Genomic DNA, 19,921 nt, shown 5'->3' on the forward strand with positions numbered 1-19,921 from the left:
ATTCCGTGAAAACGGAATGGGTGAATATCGCTTTTTATCCCCTATCTCGTTGCCAAGCAGGCTGATTTATCGCTATGATGGGAAGGAACCCAAGGCCGCAGGCCATGGAAAAATTGAACGGATCCCGAGGTGAACGCCATGCTGGCGGCTGAACGCAAGCAAAAAATCATCGACCTGCTTCATCAGGACAAACGTGTGCTGGTGTCGGAGCTGAGCCGAATGTTCGAGGTGACGGAGGAGACGATCCGCCGCGACCTGGAGAAGCTGGAGAAGGAAGGGATCGTTACCCGCTCCTACGGCGGCGCCATGCTGAACCGGCATACGAACGAAGACCTGCCGTATACGACCCGGAACACGCTCAACGTGGAGATCAAACGGGACATCGCGCTCAAAGCGATGGAGCTGGTGAACGACGGCGATACGCTGATGATCGATCCGAGCTCGACCTGCTTCGAGTTTTTGAAGACGCTGCTCAACAAAAACAACGTCACCGTCATCACCAATTCCGTCAGCGTCCTGCAGGAATTTGCCGGCTCGAACCTGCACGTGATTTCCACCGGAGGCTCGCTGCGCGCCCGCTCCTTGTCGCTGGTCGGCCCCGCCGCCCAGGATACGGTGCAAAAATACAACGTCGACACCGCCGTCATCAGCTGCAAAGGCATGTCGCCGGACAAAGGCATCTCCGATTCCAACGAGCCGGAATGCGAGCTCAAGAAACATATGCTCCGCCATGCCGACAGGGTCATTCTGCTCGCGGACCATACCAAGTTCGACAAGAACGCCTTCATCAAGCTGGCCGATTGGGAGCAAATCGATTATTTGATCACCGATCGCGAGCCTGCCGATGCCTGGCTAAAGCTGCTGCGGGACAAAAACATCGAGGTGTTGTACTAGCCGACCAGCAGCGCAAACACGACGCCGGGACCGTGCACGCCGATCGTCAGGTCGTTTTCGATGTCCGCCGAGCGGCTTGGGCCAGAGATGAAATGGATCCCGGCCGGCAGCCCGGCACGCCCGGCTTCGTCGAACGTGTCCAACACCTCGCCAAGGCGCGTTTTCAGCCGCTCTACGGGGATGACGGCGAACAGCACCGTCGGCAGCAGGCTGACCGAGCGACCTCTTTCCGCGGCCGACTTGACGATGAGCGAACCGGTGTAAGCCACGGCGTGATCGGCCGCCACGATCCCGAAATCGGCTTCGGCCGCGCGGGCGGTCCACGCCTCTCCGCCTCCGGTGTTCCAGACGGCGACTTCGGCTTCGGCCAGGGCCTTTTCCAGCTGAAGCTCCTCCAGCAAGGGATCATTTTGCCGCAAAATGCGGCGGGCTCCCATTTCCTCCGCTTTTCCGCTTATGAACCCCTTTACGGCCTCCATATCTTCGAGCCGGGCCACATGCCCGCCCGCGCTTAGGAAATGGTCCGTAAACCGGGCCATCCGCTCCTCCAAGCTCCATTCGAATTCCCGCCAAGCGTCCGGCGCTCCCCGGAAAGGGTGGACCGGCTTCTCTAGCAGCCGGGGCCGCTTTAGTCGCTCCGCAATCCGCTGCATGAACCGCTCCTGCTTGCTGCGCGAATCCGCCTCCGCCCGTTTAAGCCAATCCTCATGTCCTTTATCCATCATAGGTCTGACCTTCTTTCTTGCCATTGACGGGCTCGCGGCTTCGCTGAGCCCGATCCGCCTGGCGCTTGCGCAGCGCCTCCTTCATGCGTTCCTGCGCGGCCATGCCGGCCACCGTCTCCGCCACGGAAGCCCGCAGCTCGTATTGCAGCGTATCCCAGTGTTCGCGGAACGGCTGCTTCGCCAGGCTCGGGGCTACGCGGTAAGTGTTCCAGCCTTTAAGCGGACCGACCCGGGCCGGGATCTCTCCTCCGCGCACGACCAACTTCTGGGCGATCCGCCCCGCCTTCAGCGCCCGATGGAACCGCTTGGAGTTGCCCATGACCGCCGCAAAGCCCTTCATTCCGGCGGTTTCCAGCTTATCGCCGTGGCCTTGCTCGACCTTGCGTCTGCGTAAATAAACGAGCATGTCGTGCAGCGGTATCTTGACGGGACAAGCTTCGTAGCAAGCCCCGCATAGGCTGGAGGCCGATGCGATGTCGTCCCATTCCGCCACATTGCGGTTCAGCGCCGGCGTCAGCACCGCTCCGATCGGGCCGCTGTATGTGCCGCCGTAGGCGTGTCCGCCGATGTGACGGTAAACGGGACAGGCGTTGAGGCATGCCCCGCAGCGGATGCAGTTGAGCAGCTCCTGGAATTCCGGATCGCCCAGCTGCCCGGATCGCCCGTTATCCAGGATGATGATGTGCATCTCCTCCGGTCCGTCCCCGTCCTCGGGCCGGCGCGGGCCGGTAATGCCGGACATGTACACGGTCAGCTTCTGACCGGTCGCCGAGCGCGGCAGCAGCGTCGCCATCACCTCGAGGTCGCTCCACGACGGAATAATCCGTTCCATGCCCATAAACGTGATTTGCGTTTTCGGCACAGTCGACACCATGCGGGCATTGCCTTCGTTTTCGAACAGCACGATCGAGCCGGTCTCCGCAATAGCGAAATTGCAGCCGGTCATGCCGATGTCCGCCGCCAGAAATTTGGCGCGCAGCTTGCGGCGCACGAATCCGGCCAGCACGGCCGTGTCCGGAGGAAGCTGCTCCCCCGCTTCTCGGGACAATAGCTCGGCGATCTGATGCCGGTTCTTGTGGATCGCCGGAATGATGATATGCGACGGGGCTTCGCCGGCCAACTGGATGATGTATTCGCCCAGGTCGGTCTCCACGGCTTCGACGCCGGCTGCTTCCAGCGCTTGGTTGATGTGCAGTTCCTCGCTGACCATCGACTTCGACTTCACGACGGAACGCGCTTGCTTGCGGGCGGCGATTTCCAAGGCGATCCGCACCGCTTCTTCCCCGGTCTCGGCAAAATGGACATGCGCTCCGTTCGCCCGGGCTTGCGCCGCAAACCGGTTCAAATAATAATCCAGATGCGCGATCGTATGCAGGCGGATTTGCCGTCCGCGTTCCCGCCATTCCTCCCAATGGCCGTGGTCTTCGGCCGCCTTCTTCTTTCCGTCCCGCAGCCGTTCGGTCGTAAAACGCACCGCTTTGCGCAAAAAGTCGTTATTCAGCGCCTCGCCGGCACGCTCTTTTACCGTGGCGGCCCGGTCTGTCGTATGGACTGCGCCCGCCGTTCCTTTGCTCATGCTCCGCTCACCCCTTCGTACAGCAGCTCGGCCAGATGCATGACGCGAACCGGCTGTTCACGGTAGCGTAAATTGCCGGCGATATTCATCAGGCAGGCCATGTCCAGCCCGGTCAGCACCTCCGCTTCCGTCTCCAGCACATGGTCGGCTTTTTCCGTCACCATCGCTCCGGAAATGTCGGCCATTTTTACCGCAAACGTCCCGCCGAAGCCGCAGCAGTCCTCGGCGAACGGAAGCGGAACGAGATCCAGCCGCTTGACGTTCTGCAGCAGCGCCATCGGTTCGTCCTTGATGCCGAGCAGCCGGCTACCGTGGCAAGAGGGGTGGTACGTTACTTTATGGGGGAATACCGCCCCAAGGTCGGTGATCCCCAGCACCTGCACGAGAAATTGCGTAAACTCGTAGGATTTCGCCTGCAACTCCTCGGCCATCGCCAGCCGGACCGGATCCTGCTCGAACAGCTTCGGGTAATGATGAATCATGCCGATGCAGGAACCCGATGGCGCGATGACGAAGTCGCTGTCCGCGAAAGCCTCCAGCAGCGTGGCCGCCGACTGCCGTGCTTCGTTCCAATAGCCGCTGTTGAACGCGGGCTGGCCGCAGCAGGTTTGCGTTTTCGGGAAATCGAGCTTCACGCCGAGCCGCGCCAGCAGCCTGGCCATTGCTTCTCCGATGCGGGGATATACCGCGTCGCTGACGCAGGTGATGAACATCGACACCTTGATATCCGCAGCCGTTGGTTTATCCATTTACGCACCTCCATTCGTTATATGATGTTAAACCTGAATTAAGCCGATCGACCGCTGCCGCAATTCGTCCAGAACCCGGGCATCCGGCCGGTAATCGGTAATGATCGTATGCAGCCGCTCGGCCTTGGCCACATGGGCAAAAGCCTGCTGGCCGAATTTGCTGGCGTCGGCCAGCAGCACGACTTCGTCGGCGATTTCGATCATTTTCCGTTTGACCATCGCCTGCAGCTCGTTCGACTCGCTGATCCCGCGCTCCAGATGGAATCCCTTGCAAGACAGAAACAATCGGTCGACGTGGTACGCATCCAGGGACCGCTCGGCGAGCGGACCGACCCAGGACATCGAGCGCCGCGCCAACTGCCCGCCCGTCGAGATGACCTCGATCTGCTCCTTGCCGCCCAGTTCGGCGGCGACCTTGAGCGAATTGGTCAACACGGTCAGCGGCATATCCGGCAGATCGGCCGCCATGTACCAGGCCGTCGTGCTTGCATCGAGTAGAATCCGCTCCCGGGGCTCGATCAACTTCACCGCTTCCCGGGCGATGCGCTTCTTCTCCTCGGCTTGCATAACCTCGCGTTCAAAATATGGCGTCTCCGGCTGATGGCCTTGCACGCTGACCGCCCCGCCGTGGGAGCGGAGCAAGCGCCCTGCGCTCTCCAGCCGGTCCAGGTCCCGCCGGATCGTCTCCTCGGTCACCCGGCACAGCTCGCTCAGCTCCGTTACGCGCATGCTACCGCGTTCGTTGACGAGCCGGACGATTTTCTCATATCTCTCGGCAGCTAACATCTGCATCCTCCTACCCTTGACCTCAAATAAGTGCTGCAATCCAATCCCAGCGTATCGTATCGTTCCGTTCCGTTACCCGTTACCGCACGAACGCCGCCGGCACGCCCCCGTCGATCGTCAGCATGCAGCCGGTCGTTTTTGCCGCTTTGGACGAAGCGAAAAAAGCGACGCCTTCGGCGATGTCGCGCGGATAAATGTTGACGAGCAGCGTGGTGCGCTTGCGGTAATACTCCTCCAGTTGATCCGGCTCGATGCCGTAAGCGGCCGCCCGTTCATTGCGCCAATTCGAGTTCCAGATGGCCGAGCCCTGCAAAATCGCGTCCGGCAAAATCGTGTTGACGCGGATGCCCAGCTCCCCGCCTTCGGCGGCGATGCAGCGGGCCAAATGGGCTTCAAGCGCTTTGGCGGAGCTGTAGGCCGTGACGTTCTTGCCGGCGTACACCGAGTTTTTCGAGCCGATGAACACCATGCTGCCGCCGGTATTCTGCTCCTTCATCAGCTTGAACGCTTCGCGCGCCACGAGAAAATATCCCGTCCCCAGCACGGAAATGTTCAAATTCCACTCCTTCAGCGACGTTTCCGTGAACGGGCTGGAGGTCGCCAGGCCGGCATTGTTGACGATGATATCCACGCCGCCGTAGGCCAGCGCCGTTTCGGCATAAGCCGCCGACACCTGCTCCTCCTGCGTGACGTCCATTTGGACCGCCAGCGCCCGGTTCTCGCCGTATTTGGCGTTGATCTCCGCGGCGACCTTCTGCGCGCCTTCCAGATTCAGGTCCGCCAGCACGACATGCGCGCCTTCCTCGACGAGGCGACGCGCGGACTCGCTGCCGATGCCGCCGGCTCCCCCGGTAATGAAAGCGACCTTGCGGGAGAACTCGGCTTCCGCCGGCGCAAGCGACAATTTGTACAGCTCCAGCGGCCAATATTCCACGTTATAGGATTCGTTTTCGCTGAGCGAGACGAATCGGCCCAGCGCCGTCGCCCCTCTCATGACCGCAATGGCCCGGTGGTACAACGCGCCGCTCAGCTTGGAATTGCTCCAGCTTTTGCCGGTGTTCAGCATCCCGACGCCGGGAATCAGGATAACGCGGGGAGCCGCTTCGAACATGACGTCGCCGGCCTGCTTGTTGCGCTCAAAATAAGCTTTATACTGCTCTTTATAGGCGGCGATTCCGCTCGTGAGTTTATCCTTCAGGCCGTCGGCGTCGCTCGCGTCCGGCGTCCAGTCGACGAACAGCGGCACCACCTTGGTATGCACCAGGTGATCCGGGCAAGCCGCGCCGACCTGCGACAGTTCGGCGGCATCGCGGCTGCCGGCGAACTCCAGCACGTCCTCCTCGTCGTCGAACGTGACGATCACCGGCTTGTCGCCGCTCGCCAGCCCGCGGACCAGCGGCATGACCGCCGCCGCGATTGCCCGCCGCTGATCTGCCGAAAGCGGCGCGGCTTTGCTGCCGCCGAACACGCGGCCTTCGGCTGCCTGCGCTTCGGCTTTTGCCTCAATGTAGCGCTCGGCTTCATTAATGATCGCGATCGTTTGGGCATAGCAGGCCTCCGGCGTATCGCCCCAGGTCACAAGCCCGTGCTTCTCCATCAACACCAGCTCGGCGCCGGGATTGGCCAGTACGCCTTCGGCGATCATTTTGGACAACGTGAAGCCCGGCCGAATATAAGGAACCCAAACGAAGCGGTCGCCGTAAATTTCCCGGGCAATCTCGCGGCCGTTGTCGGCGCAGCACAAGCTGATGATCGCGTCCGGGTGCGTATGGTCGACATGCTTAAACGGCAAAAAGGCGTGCAGCAGCGTTTCGATCGAAGCCCGCGGATGCTTGGCGTCAATCATGCAGTTGGCCAAATAGGCGACCATCTCCTCGTCGGTCATTTCCGCCCGCTCGAACAACGGCCGAATATCGTCCATGCGCAGGCCCGTGAAGTTCCCGGCCTTCATCGTAGCCAGGTCCGAGCCGCTGCCTTTGACCCACATGACCTCCACGTCGCGCCCGCGGAAGTCCTTTTCGGTCGTTTTGCTTGACGTATTGCCGCCGCCCCAATTGCAAACCCGGCGATCCGCGCCAAGCAGGTTCGAGCGGTACACCAGCTCGCCCAATCCCGAAGATACTGCAGATGCTTTCGATGAGTCCCATAAGTTCTGTACCATGTCTTACCTCCATTTTTGATTGTTTATTTTTTTCTTTATTTTTGTTTGTTTTAATTTTAATATATTTGTTTCATTTTGAATATAGCGCTTTCACAAAAAAAACGGACTTTTTTTAAGCTCTAATAACCCCAGGATGCCAGACTAAGGTGGCTGAGGTGAGCGGCTAAGGTGGCTTTCTATAGGGTTCATGTCTTGATGTCCCTGCATGTTGCTTTGCACGATTATCCCTTTCATTCAGGGGGCAGGGGCTAGTGGTTGGAGACTAGGGTAAGGGATGAAGAAAAAAGAGATAAGAAAAAAAAAGAGGCGGTTCAGGTGAGATTTTCGACTTGAGGTGGGAACGTTTGTTTGGTATAATGAAATAAAGCGAACATACGTACGTGAATTCTTGATTCGGGGTGAGCGGACATGGAAGTCAATGCGGGTACGGATCTTCAACCCTTCAGCAGTCGTTATCACAGCGAGCAGGCCTGCATGGAGGCGTTGATCGCGATGAAGTGGCCGAATGGCTTTGTCTGCCCGCGCTGCGCTCACACCCGGTGCAGCCGTCTGACCTCCCGGCGTATCCCCTTGTTCGAGTGCGCTAGATGCGCGAATCAAACGTCGCCTTTGGTCGGTACGATTTTTGAACGAACGCACCTGCCCCTTGTGAAGTGGTTCCGGGCGCTAGAGTTGTTCTTGCTTCCCGATGGCATCTCAGCGCTACGGCTGAGCCAGGTGATCCGGGTCTCCTACAAGACCGCTTGGTTGATGCTGCACAAAATACGCCATGCCGTCGGGGAGTTTGACGCCCGGGAGCTGCTCTGCGGAGACGTGAAGGTGAACAGCGATCTGTATGGGCAGGATCCATCCCGGTGTCAGTTACTCCATCCGTATGCCTCGGCGGTCGTAGCCGGCTGCACGGTAACGGAGTCGGGCGAGCCGGAGCAGGTTAAAATCCATCTGTTGCCGCAGAAGAGAGGCGCCGAAAAAAGGGCAAGTCGTCACGAACTTACCGCGTTCATCAACGGGCATGTGGATGTCCGTACATCGGTGGTGCAGTCGTTCCCTCTAGCCTTTCGGCTATATTTGCCCTTGCGAAAAGTGGTGAGAGCGGCGTGGGAATCGCTGAAGAGTACGTATGTAGCCTTGGGACTGAAGCATCTGCAGGCGTATCTGAACGAGTACACCGTGCGCCGACGGCTGCGCCTGCACGGAACGGAAGAAACGATGCGGCAGACGTTGCTGCACCTGTGTGTGGCGATTCCGGCGATTACCTATCGCCAACTGATCGCGTGCCAACCGAATCAGCCCCTTGCGGCTGCGGCCTAATAGAACTATTTGGATGGTAGAGGTCAGCAAAATGCGGGTCACTTGATCGGTGTGATTTAGCATGTACGGTGAAGTCGGAAGAATTCAGGGTTCAGGCTGCAGCAAGAACCACGGTCTTTTCACTTTTTTTCGGCGTCTTGCCCATCCCTCTCGTTCGGTCTGCTTCATTTCGCCCAGCCCCGATTCTTTTTCCCAAGACCGTCTCATGATCTCGAACCTATCTGCTTTTCCACAAAGTATTTTCTGGTCCCGGCTTGTTCTGTTGCTCTGCTACCTGATCAAACAGGATAATCGTGCAAAGCGTCCGGACAGCGAGTGTTGATCTGCCGCCAAATCCACCGGACTTCCTGTCCGCAATCTCTCAACACCCTTCGCGTTTTCTTACCACCATCGGTTTAAACCTATTTACCTCGCCACCCATTTCACCCCGTTGCGGAGCAGCTTGGCGTACTCGGCATGCCGGAACGACGGGAGATGGTGCCCCGGCATCAGGAATACGACCTTGCCCAGCCCAAAGGCGTGCGCCCAAGCCGCCGGCCATTCCCGGCCTTCATGACGGTACGCAAGCAGCACCTCTTTGTCGCAAAACGGATCGAAGTCGAAACGGTAGGGCTCCTCCGCGAGCACGAACGGCCCGATGCCTTCCATCACCGGGTGATCCGCCGCCGTCACCTCGAATTCGAGCTCCGTATAAGCGGGATGCTCCGTAAATTTGGCGCCGATCATTTGGCCTAGCTCGGGTTTCGCTTGCAGGGAGATGCCGTTGTGCACTACCAGCAGCCCTCCGCCGCCCGCTACATAGGCGATCAACCCCGCCGCTTGCTCCGCGGTCACCGGGTCGTCCCAGCGGTCCGCATACGAAATGCAAAGATCATAACGGGACAGATTATCTCCTGCAAGCAACCCGTAATCCGCGCTGGACGCAACCTGAAAATCGTCCCGCAAAATCCGCCCCATCTCCTCCCGGACCGCGTCCAGCGGATGGTAAGGCGCATCTGCGTTATTGCCGATCATCAAAGCGTTACGCCTCGACATTCCCATTCCCAACTCTCCCCTCTCCCTTAACCCAAGTCAATAGTCCACCGGTTCCCCTCTCGGGAGCTCCGGCGTATCTTCCTCATGTTACCCGAATAGTCGGTTTAACTTTGCTCCCTTTACCAAGCGTAGGCTTGTGGTGCCGATCCGCCCGGGCCCGGAAAAATCTCGTCGAGCTTGTTCAGCACGGCTTCATCCAGCTTGATTTCAACCACCCGCAGCGTATCCTGGAATTGCTCCAGCGTCCGCGGCCCGATGATCGGCGCGGTCATCGCCGGGTTGACCAGCGTCCAGGCCAAAGCAACGTTGGCTTCGCTTTCTCCCAGCTCCCGGCACAGCGCGGAAAACGCCTCGAGCTGCGGACGGAACTGCTCGTAGCGATTGTCGTTCGCCGTGCGCGAGCCCGCTTGCTTCTTCGCCGCGTTGCCGCCGAGCAAGCCGCCCTCAAGCGGGCTCCAGGCCACGACGCCGATGCCGAGATCTTCGGCCGCCGGCAAAGCTTCCAGCTCCGGCAGGCGGCAGAGCAGGTTGTATTTGTGCTGCTCCGACACCAAGCCCAGCATGTGGCGGTGTTTCGCTTCGTATTGCGCCTTCACCAAATCGCGGCCGGCAAAGTTGCTGGAGCCGACGTAGCCGATTTTTCCCTGCAGGATATAAATGCGGAACGACTCCCACAACTCGTCCCAGGAGACGTTGCGATCGATGTGATGCATTTGGTACAGCTCGATATGATCCGTTTGCAGCCTGCGCAGCGAGCCTTCCAGGTGGCGGCGGATTTTATAGGCCGACAGTCCGGCCGGGCTGTTCGGTCCATCGAGCGGGTCGCTCATGTCGCCGTGCACTTTGGTCGCCAGCACGACTTTTTCGCGGCGGCCTCCGCCTTGGGCAAACCAACGGCCGATAATTTCTTCCGTTTTCCCGGCATTTTCGCCCCATCCGTAGATGTTGGCGGTATCGAAAAAGTTCACCCCGGCATCCAGCGCCGCATCCATGATGCGGAAAGCTTCCTTCTCGTCGGTGTTGACCCCGAAGTTCATCGTGCCCAAGCACAGCTTGCTGACTTTAAGACCGGAACGGCCCAAGTATGTATATTCCATTGCGTACGCCTCCATCTCTGAGATTGTTCATATTTAAAATCCCATTCTTTACCATGACAGCACGTTGCCATCCACGTCGAGGAACGCCGGCGGATCGGCCACTTCCCCGCGCTGCTCCATCCGCTCCCGGATGATGCCCCACAGCTTGCCGGCCGATTGCTCCGGCGTCAAAGCGGCAGCCGTATCCTTCTCCCCACGCATAAACGTCTGCACCCAGCCCGGATGCAGCACCAGCACCTGACCCCCCTGAGCCTTCAGACCGTTGTACACGACATTCGAATGCATGTTCACCGCCGCCTTCGACATCGTATAGGCAAACCAGCCGTCCCTGTAGCATTGGCCGATGCTGCCCGCTTCCGAGGAAATGTTGGCGATCGTGCGCGGCCGGCTGTTCATGATAAGCCCGATCAGCGCATTCGTGACCCTTAAGCTGCCTAAAGCGTTGACATTAAAAACCTGCAGCATCTCATCGAAATTCAGCTGGCCCTGCACGGTCTCCTCAATATCTCCAAGAATCGCCGCGTTGTTGATCAGCAGGTCCAAAACATCGGTATGGCTTCGTACTGCGTCGGCCGCCGCCTGCACGCTGGCATCGCTGCCCACGTCCAGATCCACGAGGACCAGCCGGTCGCCGTCCCGCGATTTCAGTTCCAACAACGCCGTATCCTTTGGATTGAACCGTCCGGCGAACACCCGATGGCCCTCCTCCAGCAGCTTGCGCGACAATTCGAAACCGATGCCGTGATCGGCCCCGGTAACGAATGTTGTATAGGTCATTGCAGCCCACTCTCCCTCTCCTGAAGCATCCACCGCAGGTAGATGCGGTTACGGTCCCCCTTATTGTAAACGCTTTTCTTCAACGTTAAAAGAGGGCTTGCTCAAGGCAGCCCCCTGTTTTCATATTGAACGGTGTTCCGGTGTTTCCGTGGTCCGACTCAATCCTGTACGACAACGCCTTTCTTCAGGATGAGGTTGGCATACAGCGCTTTTTCCCCGGTGGAGACGATCGCGTACGCCTGTTTGGCCCGTTCGTAAAAAGCGAACCGCTCGACCTCCTCGAACGGGTCGTCCGCCTGGTGAAAGCGGCCCACGATCTCGCGGTATTCGTCCCAGACCGGCGTCTCGACCGGATCCCCCGGCGTCACCGCCATCAAGGACACCGGGCGGTCCACGTACGCGTCGAGGGGAAACAGCGGCAGGATCGCCTTGAGCAGCCCCGGAATCCCGTGGCCGTCGCAGCGCACCAAACGGCGGGCATGGCTGGCGGCCGGAAAATTCCCGTCGGCGAGCACGATTTCATCCGAATGCCCCATCTCCATGAGGATCTTCAGCAGCTCCGGCGAAAGCAAGCCGGATATTCCTTTTAACATAAGCTTGGCCTCCCAAAGTCACGTTTTGCACCTTGCTCATTTCATCTTCGCGTTATCCACGGAACATCATCCGCGGTTTCAAGCGGGCCCCGATGGGCCTGCAAAGGAGGAAAGCCGTTCATAACGCCCGTACGCGGCGGACCATGCTGCTCTTTGCTCCGGAGAGCCCGGCTCATAGGGTTGCAACGGGAATGACGCCTTCACCAGTTTGGTGCCCTCCCGCATATCCTTGAGCCAACCGCCCGCCCGCAGTTGGACGAGCAGATTGCCGATCGCGCTGGCTTCCACCGGCCCCGCCCAGACCGGGCGGCCGAGCGCGTCCGCCGTAAAGCGGCAGAGCAGCTCGTTCTGGATGCCACCGCCAACCATGTGCAGCCCGGCAAAACGCGAGCCGGTCAGCTCCTCGGCCTGTTCCAATACCTGCCGGTAACGCAGGGCGAGGCTTTCCAGGATGCAGCGGACGAAACCGCCGGTCGAATCGGGCACCGGCTGGCCGGTCTCCCGGCAGTAGCTGCGGATTTCCTCCGGCATGTCGGCCGGATTCATGAACCGCAGGTCGTCCGGATCGATCAGGGAGCGCAGCGGTTCCGCCTGCTCCGCCAGCCGCACGAGTTCGGCGAAAGAGTAGCCGTAGCCGCCCCCCTGCTCCCATTTGCGCTTGCACTCCTGAAGAATCCACAGGCCCATGATGTTCTTCAGCAAATGATAGGTGCCGTCCACGCCGCCTTCGTTGGAGAATTGGCGCTCCAGCACGGCCTGCTCCAGCAATGGCGCGGGCATCTGCGTCCCGAGCAGCGACCAGGTGCCGCTGACGAGATAGGCGAACGACGCCGAATCCGCCGGTACGGCCGCCGCGGCCGATTCCGTATCGTGCGAGGCGACGGCGATCACCTTCATCGGCGGCACGCCCAGCTCCGCGCGAACCTCCGCAGTCAATTCGCCGATCGCCGTTCCCGGCGAAACCGGTTCGAGGAACATGGCGCCGGGCAGCTCCAGCTCCGCCAGCAAGGGCCGATTCCACGCGCCTCGCCCCGGGTCGTACAGCCCCGTCGTCGTCGCCATCGTAAACTCGCAGCAGCGTTTGCCGGTGAGAAAATAGTTCAGCAAATCCGGCGTCAACAGCAGCGTCTCGGCGATGTCAAGCTTAGGCGAGTTCGCTTTTTTCAGCGCATACAGCTGGTATATCGTGTTAAAGGGCATAAATTGCAGCCCGCTTTCGCGGAACAGCCGCTCTGCCCCGACGAGCTCGGACACTTCTTCAATCAGCCCTTCCGTTTGGCGGTCGCGGTAATGGTACGGGATGCCCAGCAGCTCGCCGCCCCGGTCAAGCAGGCCGAAATCGACGCCCCAGGTGTCGATGGCGCAGCTCTCCGGCCGGTAGCCGGCTTGGAACGCTTTGCGGATGCCGGTTTTGATCTCTTGCAGCAGCATCGGCGTGTCCCAGTGCAGATGACCGCCAATGGATACCGGGGTGTTCGGAAAACGGTGGATTTCCGTGATCCTCAGCTTGCCGGAACCGGCGGAGGGAGCCGAACCGCCGCTGCCCCCATTCGTCCCGCTTACGATCTCGCCGACGAACGCCCGGCCGCTGCCGGCTCCCAAATCAAACGCCAACACGCAAGGGGAACGTTTTTCCGATGACATGAACTCTCACCGTCCGATCATTTCATTTTTTGCAGCAGCTGGATCCGGTAGTCCTCGCTCTCCAGCGCCGCGATATCCGCCACTTCCCGATCCGTGAGCGGCACCGGCGTTCCCGCCGCCTTCGCGCTTAAGTAAATTTTCGCGCTCTCCTCCACGACCTGGGTCCGGTAATACGCTTCCCGCAAATTTCGGCCCGTCGTCACGAGGCCGTGGTTCCCCAGCAATATCGAACTCGCTTCGTTCACCTTGGCGGCCACGGCGTTCGCCAGCAGATCGGTCGTCGGGATCAAATACGGAATGTAGGCCGTGCGTCCGACCAGCGCCGCCTGATCCGGAAACATGATCGGCAGCTTCTGCTCAATCAGCGTAAAAGCGATGCAATGCGACGGATGCGTATGCACCATCGCGCCCAGATCGGGCTTTTCGCGGTAACCGTACAAATGCATCAGCACCTCGGACGACGGGCGCAGACCGATATCGGTGATCTCCCCGGTCGGGATGTCCACCTCGATCCACTGCTCCGGTTCGATCTCCTCTAGCGCAAAGCCGCTTGGCGACAGGTACATGTTGTCGCCCGCCCGGGCGCTGATGTTCCCGCCCGGCCCCACGACAAGTCCTTGATCCACGATCTTGCGGGCGTATTTGCATAGCTCTTGGCGCGTCTCCATGTTTTGCATCTTGTTATTCTCCTTTTCTTTCAAGCTTGATACTACTTGTACAGAGGCCCGAACGCCGCGCAAGCCCGGAAATCGGCGCTTTCCGCTTCCTCGGTGCCGAACAGGCCCCAGGCCCGCGGACGGAACACCTGCTCCTTCGGTACGTTATGCATGCTCACCGGAATTCGCAGGATCGACGCCAGCGTAATCAGGTCGGCGCCAATGTGCCCGAAGCTGATCACGCCGTGGTTCGCGCCCCAGTTGTCCATCACGCCGTACACGCTGGAGAAGGCCCCGCTGCCGGTCAGGTTCGGTGCAAACCACGTTGAGGGCCACGTCGGGTCGGTCCGTTTGTCAAGCGTATCGTGCACATGCTCCGGAAGATCGACCGAGTAGCCTTCGGCGATTTGCAGCACCGGCCCCAGCCCCTTGACCAGGTTCAGCCGCGTCATCGTCATCGGCATGCCCCCGCGGGTCAAATAATCGGTGGAGAACCCGCCGCCGCGGAAATATTCCAGCGAGGCCGGGCGGAACTGCGTCGCCTTCAGCATCCGCCGGGCTTCTTCCTCGCTGATGTCCCAGAACGGCTTGATCGCGGGCGCGCCGTCCTTCGTCTGCTCGCCGGTCCCGTCCAGCGCCGCCGATCCGGAGTTGATCAGGTGCAGGATGCCGCCGGCCGCACGGCCCTCCAGCTTATGGCCGGTCACCCGCTCCACGGAAGCCGGGCTCCAGTACGTGCGCACATCGGCGAAAATTTGCGCCGTATTCGTCAATAAATACCCGAACAACATGCCGACGCCGTTGAGACTGTCGTTTTCCGTCGCCACGAGGTAAGGCGCGCGCGTGCCGTTCCAATCGAACGAAGAATTGAGCACGGTTTCCATGAAATCCCCGTTCGGAAAATGATCGGTCCACTGCCGCTGTCCCTGGAAGCCGGAAGCGATCGCGTGATGGCCCTGCGCTTCCTCCTCGTAGCCCAATTCGGCGAGGCGAGGATTGCCGATCATGAGGTCGCGCGTGATCAGCGTCATCTTGACGACCGTTTCCCACTCCTGGTCCTTGCGGTCGCGCGAGGTTTGCAAATGGGCCGGGTTGTTGTCCGGACCTTCCTGGCAGTTCTTTTTCACCCAGTCGAGCGCCGCTTCGTATTCCTCGGGATCGTAAATCCCCTCTTCCATCCGGCGCGTGAACTCGGTCATGTCGACGTATTCGTTCCGCATCCCCAGGTACTCCTGGAAAAAGGCGTCGTTCACCATCGAGCCGGCGATGCCCATCGATACCGAGCCCATCGACAGGTAAGCCTGATCCCGCATCATGGCTGCCGCCAGACCGCCGCGGGCAAAACGCAGCAGCTTCGCCTGCACGTCGGCCGGAATCCGGTCGTCGCCTTCGTCCTGCACATCCTCGCCGTAGATGCCGAACGCCGGTAGCCCTTTTTGCGCATGCGCGGACAGCACGGCCGCCAAATACACCGCGCCCGGGCGCCCGGTGCCGTTAAAGCCCCAAACCGCCTTCGGGATGGACGGATCGGTATCCATCGTTTCCGTGCCGTAGCACCAGCACGGCGTTACCGTGATCGACAGGCCTACTTCGGCCTGCTTGAATTTCTTCGCCGCGGCCGCCGCCTCGGCGACCCCGCCGATGCAGGTGTCGGCGATCACGCATTCCACCGTCTGGCCGTTCGGATAGCGCAGCTCCGCCTCCAGCAGGCGCGCCACCGCCTTGGCCAGATTCATCGTCTGCTCCTCCAAGGACTCGCGCACGCCTCTTCTTCTGCCGTCGATCGTCGGACGAATGCCGATTTTCGGAAAACCGCCTTGCCATCTGTAATCGTTTTCAACCATAACTAACCTGCCTCCTTGGCCTTGATGATTATAGTCCCATTTTAAAATTGCCCCGCTTGATCGGGAACCTACTATGTTGCCATGTTGCCGCCGCAAAAGCGCAAAAAAGTGTACCCGCCGGAGGTAAAAGCCCTCCCCCTTTCCGTTCCGCCCGTCCGGCTTTGGCTAAGCTCGACATTTTCGTTCCATCCGTCCCCGCTTCGGCTATAATGAAGTTATCCAATCGCCCGGGAGGAACCCAGCGTGCCCAAAATCGAAATCCCTCATCGCAAAAGCGACCGTTTCCGTTTCAAAAAAACGCCCGAGCTGCTGTACGCCGGTCAAGTCGCCGATGAGCGACGCTTCTACGCGCCGCCGCAAATCCACGATTACTGCGAAATTATATATATCATCGAAGGCCGCGGAGAATTCCGGATCGGAGGCAACACGTACGAGGTGAATCCCGGCGACGTCGCGGTCTACAACGCCGGCGTGCCGCATGAGGAACGCTCGGTCAGCGCGGAGCCGTTCAAAGTGATCTACTGCGGCGTAGGCAACGTGCATATCGAAGGCGTTCCGCCGGGCCAATTGCTGCCCGCTTCCGTCGAGCCGGTCATCCCCTGCGAAAAATACGCCTACAAAGTGGAGAGCTACCTGTCGGAGATGCTGCAGGAATGCGACTCCCAGGTGCTCGGCTACGAAACGCTCAGCAATAACCTGCTCATGTCGCTGATCACGCTCCTGTACCGGATCGTCGACGTCAAGCATCCGTTTGACCCGCTGAAGGACAAGAACGAAATCACCGTCCGCACCAAGCAGTTCATCGATAAAAACTACACCCGCAGCATCACGCTGAAGGAGATTGCCGACACCCTTTACGTCAGCCAGCACTATTTGTCCCATCTGTTCAAAAAAGAGCTCGGCGATTCGCCCGTCAACTACCTGATCACCCGCCGCATTGAGGAAGCCAAACGCCTGCTCGCCGAAAGCGACGCGCCGGTGCATGAGGTCGCCGCCCGGGTCGGGTACGGAAACGACAAGTATTTTTCCATGCTGTTCAAAAAGGTGACGGGCTTGTCGCCAAGCGCCTACCGGGACGGCCGGAAGGATTCATCGGGGAACCTGCCCGGACGGCCGTGACAGGCGGGCGCGAATCGGGCCATACGTGAACCGCAACGTTCATGTTGGGATGCGCGCAGAATCGCCGAGCCCCGACACGTGCTTACCGCCCCTCAGCCGGCTCCTCCACGAACGGGAACAGCAGCTTTTGGTTCTCGCGAGCGTACATATTCCGCTTCGTGATCACGACGGAGCCGGTGTCGACCACGGGCTCCACCTTCCGCCCATGCAGCAGGTCCATCGCCGTTTTCACCGCCAAATATCCCATATTAAAGGGCTTTTGTACGACCGTCGCATCGAGCAGCCCCTGCTCCAAATCCATGACCTCACTGCGCGAGCTGTCGAAGCCGATCAGCTTCACGCGCGGCCGCGTATCCCCGAGCTCGGCGATCGCCCGGGCCGCCCCGACCGCCGTCGGCTCGTTCAGGGCAACGATGCCGGCAAGCTCCGGCTCGGAGCGAAGCAGTTCCCGGGCGGCGTCATAGGCCCGCGCCTGCAGGCTGCCCGTGTAGCTCGCCGCCATCACGGCGATGCGCGGGTGCTGCCGCAGCACGTCGCGGACTCCGCGCTCCCGCTCCCACGCGGTTTCCGAGCCGCGCACCGTGTTGATGATCCCGACGAGCCCTTCTCCGCCGAGGGCGTCCGCCATCATCATCCCGGCCTGCTGTCCGGCGGCGTAATTGTCGGTGCCGATAAAGCTGGCGGAGCCGCCGCCCTCAAGCCCGGAATCGACGGTGACCAGCCGGATGCCCGCCTCCGTCAGCGCCTTCGCCGCCGGCAGCAAGCGCTGACGGTCGCTGGCGGCTAAAATGACGGCATCCGGCTTCTCTTTCAAGGCCTGCTGCAAAATGGCGATTTGCCCGTCGATATCTTCTTCCGTCGCCGTGCCTTTGACGACCGCATGGACGCCGTATTCCTTGGATGCCGCCGTTACGCCCTGCTCCGCCACTACCCAGAATTCCACACCCGCGTCGAGCGATTTCGGAACGTACCAGATCACCGGCGTTTTCGGGGAAGCCGCCTGATTCACGTAATGGAAGGCCCCCCACAGCAGCGCCGCCAGCAGCACGCAACTACCCAAGATCAGCATTCGGCCCCGCATCGGCATCGCTCCTCTCGTTAAGTTCCGGGATGCTCACCACGACCGTTGTTCCTTCGTCCAACTCGCTGTCCACCTTGAGTCCGTAGCCTCGTCCGAAATGGAGCTGCACGCGGTGGCTGACGTTAACCAGGCCAAGGCCGCCGCAGCCCCGGGCGAGGCCGGTCCCCCTCCCCGGCTGCGTTTCAGGGCGCATGGCGCCCGGAGAACTGAACGCCGTCGTCGCGCGGGCGGCTTCGGACGGCTGCCGCAGCATGGAGCTAAGCCGCTCGATTTGCTCCGGTGGCATACCCAGTCCGTCATCGCGGACGCCTAGCTCGATCCCGCTCGCCGTTCGCCGTCCCGAGATCGCGATATGGCCCGGATCCGCTTTGCGGCGAAGGCCGTGGTAGATGGCATTTTCCACGAGAGGCTGCATCACGAGCTTGATCGTCAGACAATCGAGAAGCTCCGGATCCACGTCGATCGAATACGTGAATTGGCCCCGGTAACGGATCATTTGAATCGTGAGGTAATTTTCCGCCTGCGCCAGCTCGGTCCGGAGCGGCACCAGCTCCTCGCCGCTGCCGATGCTGGCGCGAAGCAGCTTGGACAAGGCCGACGTCATCTTGACCACCTCCGCCGATTTCCCCATCTCGGCCATCCATACGATTGAGTCGAGCGTGTTATAAAGAAAATGCGGTTGAATCTGCGCCTGCAGCGCCTTCAGCTCGCTGATCCGCTTCTCCTCCTGCTCCCGCACAAGCTGGCCGACGAGCTGTTTGATTTTCGCCGCCATGAGGTTAAAGGTGCGGGCCAGCCGGCCGATCTCGTTGACTCCGGTAATCTCCACCCGAACGTCGAAATCGCCGGTCTCCATTTTTTTCATCTGCCGCCCCAGGTTTTGAATCGGTTCGGTCAGCTTCAGCGATAACAGCAAGGACAACCCCAGCGTCAAAACCAGCGATGCGCCGCCCCACAGGAAGGAAGAGCTTTGGATTTGCCGCTTGTTGGCGACCAGCTCCTCGGGGTCGTTCACCCCGACGATTTTCCAGCCGAACGCCGAATTTCGCACCGTATAGAGCCTGGCCCCACTGTCGTTCACCGCTTCGAAGGTAGCGTCCCGCGAGCGCATGATCGCTTCGATCGGCTCCGTTTTGAGGCCGGAATAGACGAGCTGCTGCTGCGGATGGTAGACGAGACTGCCGTCCGGCGCGACGATAAACACATACCCGCGGCTGCCCATTTGCAGCGAATTGCCGAGATCGTTGATCACGTTATAGTTGAGATCGACCAGCAGAACGCCGCTTGCGCCGTTACCTGAGCCGCCGCCTCGAATTTGCCGGGAGATCGAAACGACCCAACGATATTCCCCGTGAACAAGACGCTGCACCCGCGAGGAAGATACGACCTCCCGGCCGCCGGCCTCCAGGGCCGCGGCGTACCAATCCTGTCCGGTCAGCTCCGCCGCGTCCTTTATCTTCCCGCCCCCCCGGTCGGACACCACGGCGCCGTTGCTGCCGATGAAGAGGATCGACGCGATGTCGTTCCGCGACTCGGTTACCGCCCGAAAAAAATCGTGCAGTCGCCCGGCATGCTCCCGTCCCTCGGCGCCCATCGGATCGCCGGATTCCATCAGAGCCTGCAGGTCCTTGTTATTGAGCGCCATTTCGGAAATGCCGGTCATGTTGCCGACGTAAGCCGCGATGTTCGCTCCGACCTGCTCGAGCAGCTTCTCGGCGTAGCGGCCGGAACTCTGCTTGACCGCGTCCGAAGACAGGAACAGCGTGTTCAGCGTCAGCCCCACCGTTGTGCAAAGCATCAGGCCAGCGAAAGCGACGGCGATTTCCGTGCGGATGCTTTTGAAGCGGAAGCGTCCCCTTGTCCACCCGGCCAT

17 protein-coding genes are annotated in these 19,921 nt (G+C 60.4%); 3 read left to right on the forward strand and 14 right to left on the reverse strand.

The features are described from left to right. The first annotated feature begins 138 nt into the window (after positions 1 to 138). A complete protein-coding gene (locus ACQ4N8_RS17890) occupies positions 139 to 894 on the forward strand; it encodes a DeoR/GlpR family DNA-binding transcription regulator (protein WP_430705712.1) in 756 nt (251 codons plus the stop codon). Here ACQ4N8_RS17890 and ACQ4N8_RS17895 read toward each other — a convergent pair. The 5 genes from ACQ4N8_RS17895 to ACQ4N8_RS17915 all read right to left on the reverse strand — a co-directional run bounded on the left by ACQ4N8_RS17895 (position 891) and on the right by ACQ4N8_RS17915 (position 6,891). Continuing rightward, positions 891 to 1,616, reverse strand: a complete 726-nt coding sequence (locus tag ACQ4N8_RS17895) for a LutC/YkgG family protein (RefSeq protein ID WP_430705740.1) — start codon at positions 1,614 to 1,616, stop codon at positions 891 to 893. The genes ACQ4N8_RS17890 and ACQ4N8_RS17895 overlap by 4 nt on opposite strands. Beyond that, positions 1,609 to 3,195 (reverse strand): LutB/LldF family L-lactate oxidation iron-sulfur protein, encoded by a 1,587-nt coding sequence (locus ACQ4N8_RS17900; protein ID WP_430705713.1) that lies wholly within the window; start codon positions 3,193 to 3,195, stop codon positions 1,609 to 1,611. The genes ACQ4N8_RS17895 and ACQ4N8_RS17900 overlap by 8 nt, the downstream gene beginning before the upstream one ends. After that, positions 3,192 to 3,920, reverse strand: a complete 729-nt coding sequence (locus ACQ4N8_RS17905; protein WP_430705741.1) for a (Fe-S)-binding protein — start codon at positions 3,918 to 3,920, stop codon at positions 3,192 to 3,194. The genes ACQ4N8_RS17900 and ACQ4N8_RS17905 overlap by 4 nt, the downstream gene beginning before the upstream one ends. Positions 3,921 to 3,971: 51 nt before the next feature. Then, positions 3,972 to 4,730, reverse strand: a complete 759-nt coding sequence (locus ACQ4N8_RS17910) for a DeoR/GlpR family DNA-binding transcription regulator (protein WP_430705714.1) — start codon at positions 4,728 to 4,730, stop codon at positions 3,972 to 3,974. Between the two features lie 79 nt (positions 4,731 to 4,809). Continuing rightward, complete coding sequence (locus ACQ4N8_RS17915) at positions 4,810 to 6,891, reverse strand: bifunctional aldolase/short-chain dehydrogenase (RefSeq protein ID WP_430705715.1); 2,082 nt, start codon at positions 6,889 to 6,891, stop codon at positions 4,810 to 4,812. Between the two features lie 408 nt (positions 6,892 to 7,299). Between ACQ4N8_RS17915 and ACQ4N8_RS17920 the strand changes: the two genes are divergently transcribed. After that, positions 7,300 to 8,202, forward strand: coding sequence for a transposase (locus ACQ4N8_RS17920; RefSeq protein ID WP_430705716.1), 903 nt, complete (start codon positions 7,300 to 7,302; stop codon positions 8,200 to 8,202). Between the two features lie 405 nt (positions 8,203 to 8,607). Here the strand turns inward: ACQ4N8_RS17920 and ACQ4N8_RS17925 are convergent, their stop codons facing one another. The 7 genes from ACQ4N8_RS17925 to ACQ4N8_RS17955 form a co-directional block, all read right to left on the reverse strand. After that, positions 8,608 to 9,243 carry a ThuA domain-containing protein gene (locus ACQ4N8_RS17925; protein WP_430705717.1) on the reverse strand — a complete coding sequence of 212 codons (636 nt, stop codon included), beginning with the start codon at positions 9,241 to 9,243 and terminating at the stop codon, positions 8,608 to 8,610. Between the two features lie 113 nt (positions 9,244 to 9,356). Further along, positions 9,357 to 10,334, reverse strand: a complete 978-nt coding sequence (locus tag ACQ4N8_RS17930; RefSeq protein ID WP_430705718.1) for an aldo/keto reductase — start codon at positions 10,332 to 10,334, stop codon at positions 9,357 to 9,359. 48 nt (positions 10,335 to 10,382) lie between these two features. Beyond that, entirely contained in the window at positions 10,383 to 11,111 is a 729-nt protein-coding gene (locus ACQ4N8_RS17935) for an SDR family NAD(P)-dependent oxidoreductase (RefSeq protein ID WP_430705719.1), read from the reverse strand. A 158-nt stretch (positions 11,112 to 11,269) separates the two neighbouring features. Further along, a complete protein-coding gene (gene fucU / locus ACQ4N8_RS17940; RefSeq protein ID WP_430705720.1) occupies positions 11,270 to 11,704 on the reverse strand; it encodes an L-fucose mutarotase in 435 nt (144 codons plus the stop codon). Positions 11,705 to 11,782: 78 nt separating this feature from the next. After that, a complete protein-coding gene (locus ACQ4N8_RS17945; RefSeq protein WP_430705721.1) occupies positions 11,783 to 13,348 on the reverse strand; it encodes a rhamnulokinase in 1,566 nt (521 codons plus the stop codon). A gap of 17 nt (positions 13,349 to 13,365) precedes the next feature. Beyond that, on the reverse strand, positions 13,366 to 14,025 hold the full coding sequence (locus ACQ4N8_RS17950; protein ID WP_430705722.1) for a class II aldolase/adducin family protein: 660 nt from the start codon (positions 14,023 to 14,025) through the stop codon (positions 13,366 to 13,368). A 32-nt stretch (positions 14,026 to 14,057) separates the two neighbouring features. Next, on the reverse strand, positions 14,058 to 15,848 hold the full coding sequence (locus ACQ4N8_RS17955) for an L-fucose isomerase (protein ID WP_430705723.1): 1,791 nt from the start codon (positions 15,846 to 15,848) through the stop codon (positions 14,058 to 14,060). Between the two features lie 243 nt (positions 15,849 to 16,091). On the opposite strand from ACQ4N8_RS17955, the gene ACQ4N8_RS17960 reads away from it, so the two are divergent. Continuing rightward, the gene (locus ACQ4N8_RS17960; RefSeq protein WP_430705724.1) at positions 16,092 to 16,967 is read left to right on the forward strand and encodes an AraC family transcriptional regulator; all 876 of its coding nucleotides are present in this window, start codon (positions 16,092 to 16,094) and stop codon (positions 16,965 to 16,967) included. An 82-nt stretch (positions 16,968 to 17,049) separates the two neighbouring features. Here ACQ4N8_RS17960 and ACQ4N8_RS17965 read toward each other — a convergent pair whose 3' ends face one another. Both ACQ4N8_RS17965 and ACQ4N8_RS17970 read right to left on the reverse strand, forming a co-directional pair. Continuing rightward, a complete protein-coding gene (locus ACQ4N8_RS17965) occupies positions 17,050 to 18,048 on the reverse strand; it encodes a substrate-binding domain-containing protein (RefSeq protein ID WP_430705725.1) in 999 nt (332 codons plus the stop codon). Next, a complete protein-coding gene (locus tag ACQ4N8_RS17970; RefSeq protein WP_430705726.1) occupies positions 18,020 to 19,921 on the reverse strand; it encodes a sensor histidine kinase in 1,902 nt (633 codons plus the stop codon). Before ACQ4N8_RS17970 ends, ACQ4N8_RS17965 begins: the two co-directional genes overlap by 29 nt.

This window comes from Paenibacillus macerans (assembly GCF_050565405.1).
In the GTDB taxonomy this organism is placed as follows: Bacteria; Bacillota; Bacilli; order Paenibacillales; family Paenibacillaceae; genus Fontibacillus; species Fontibacillus macerans_B.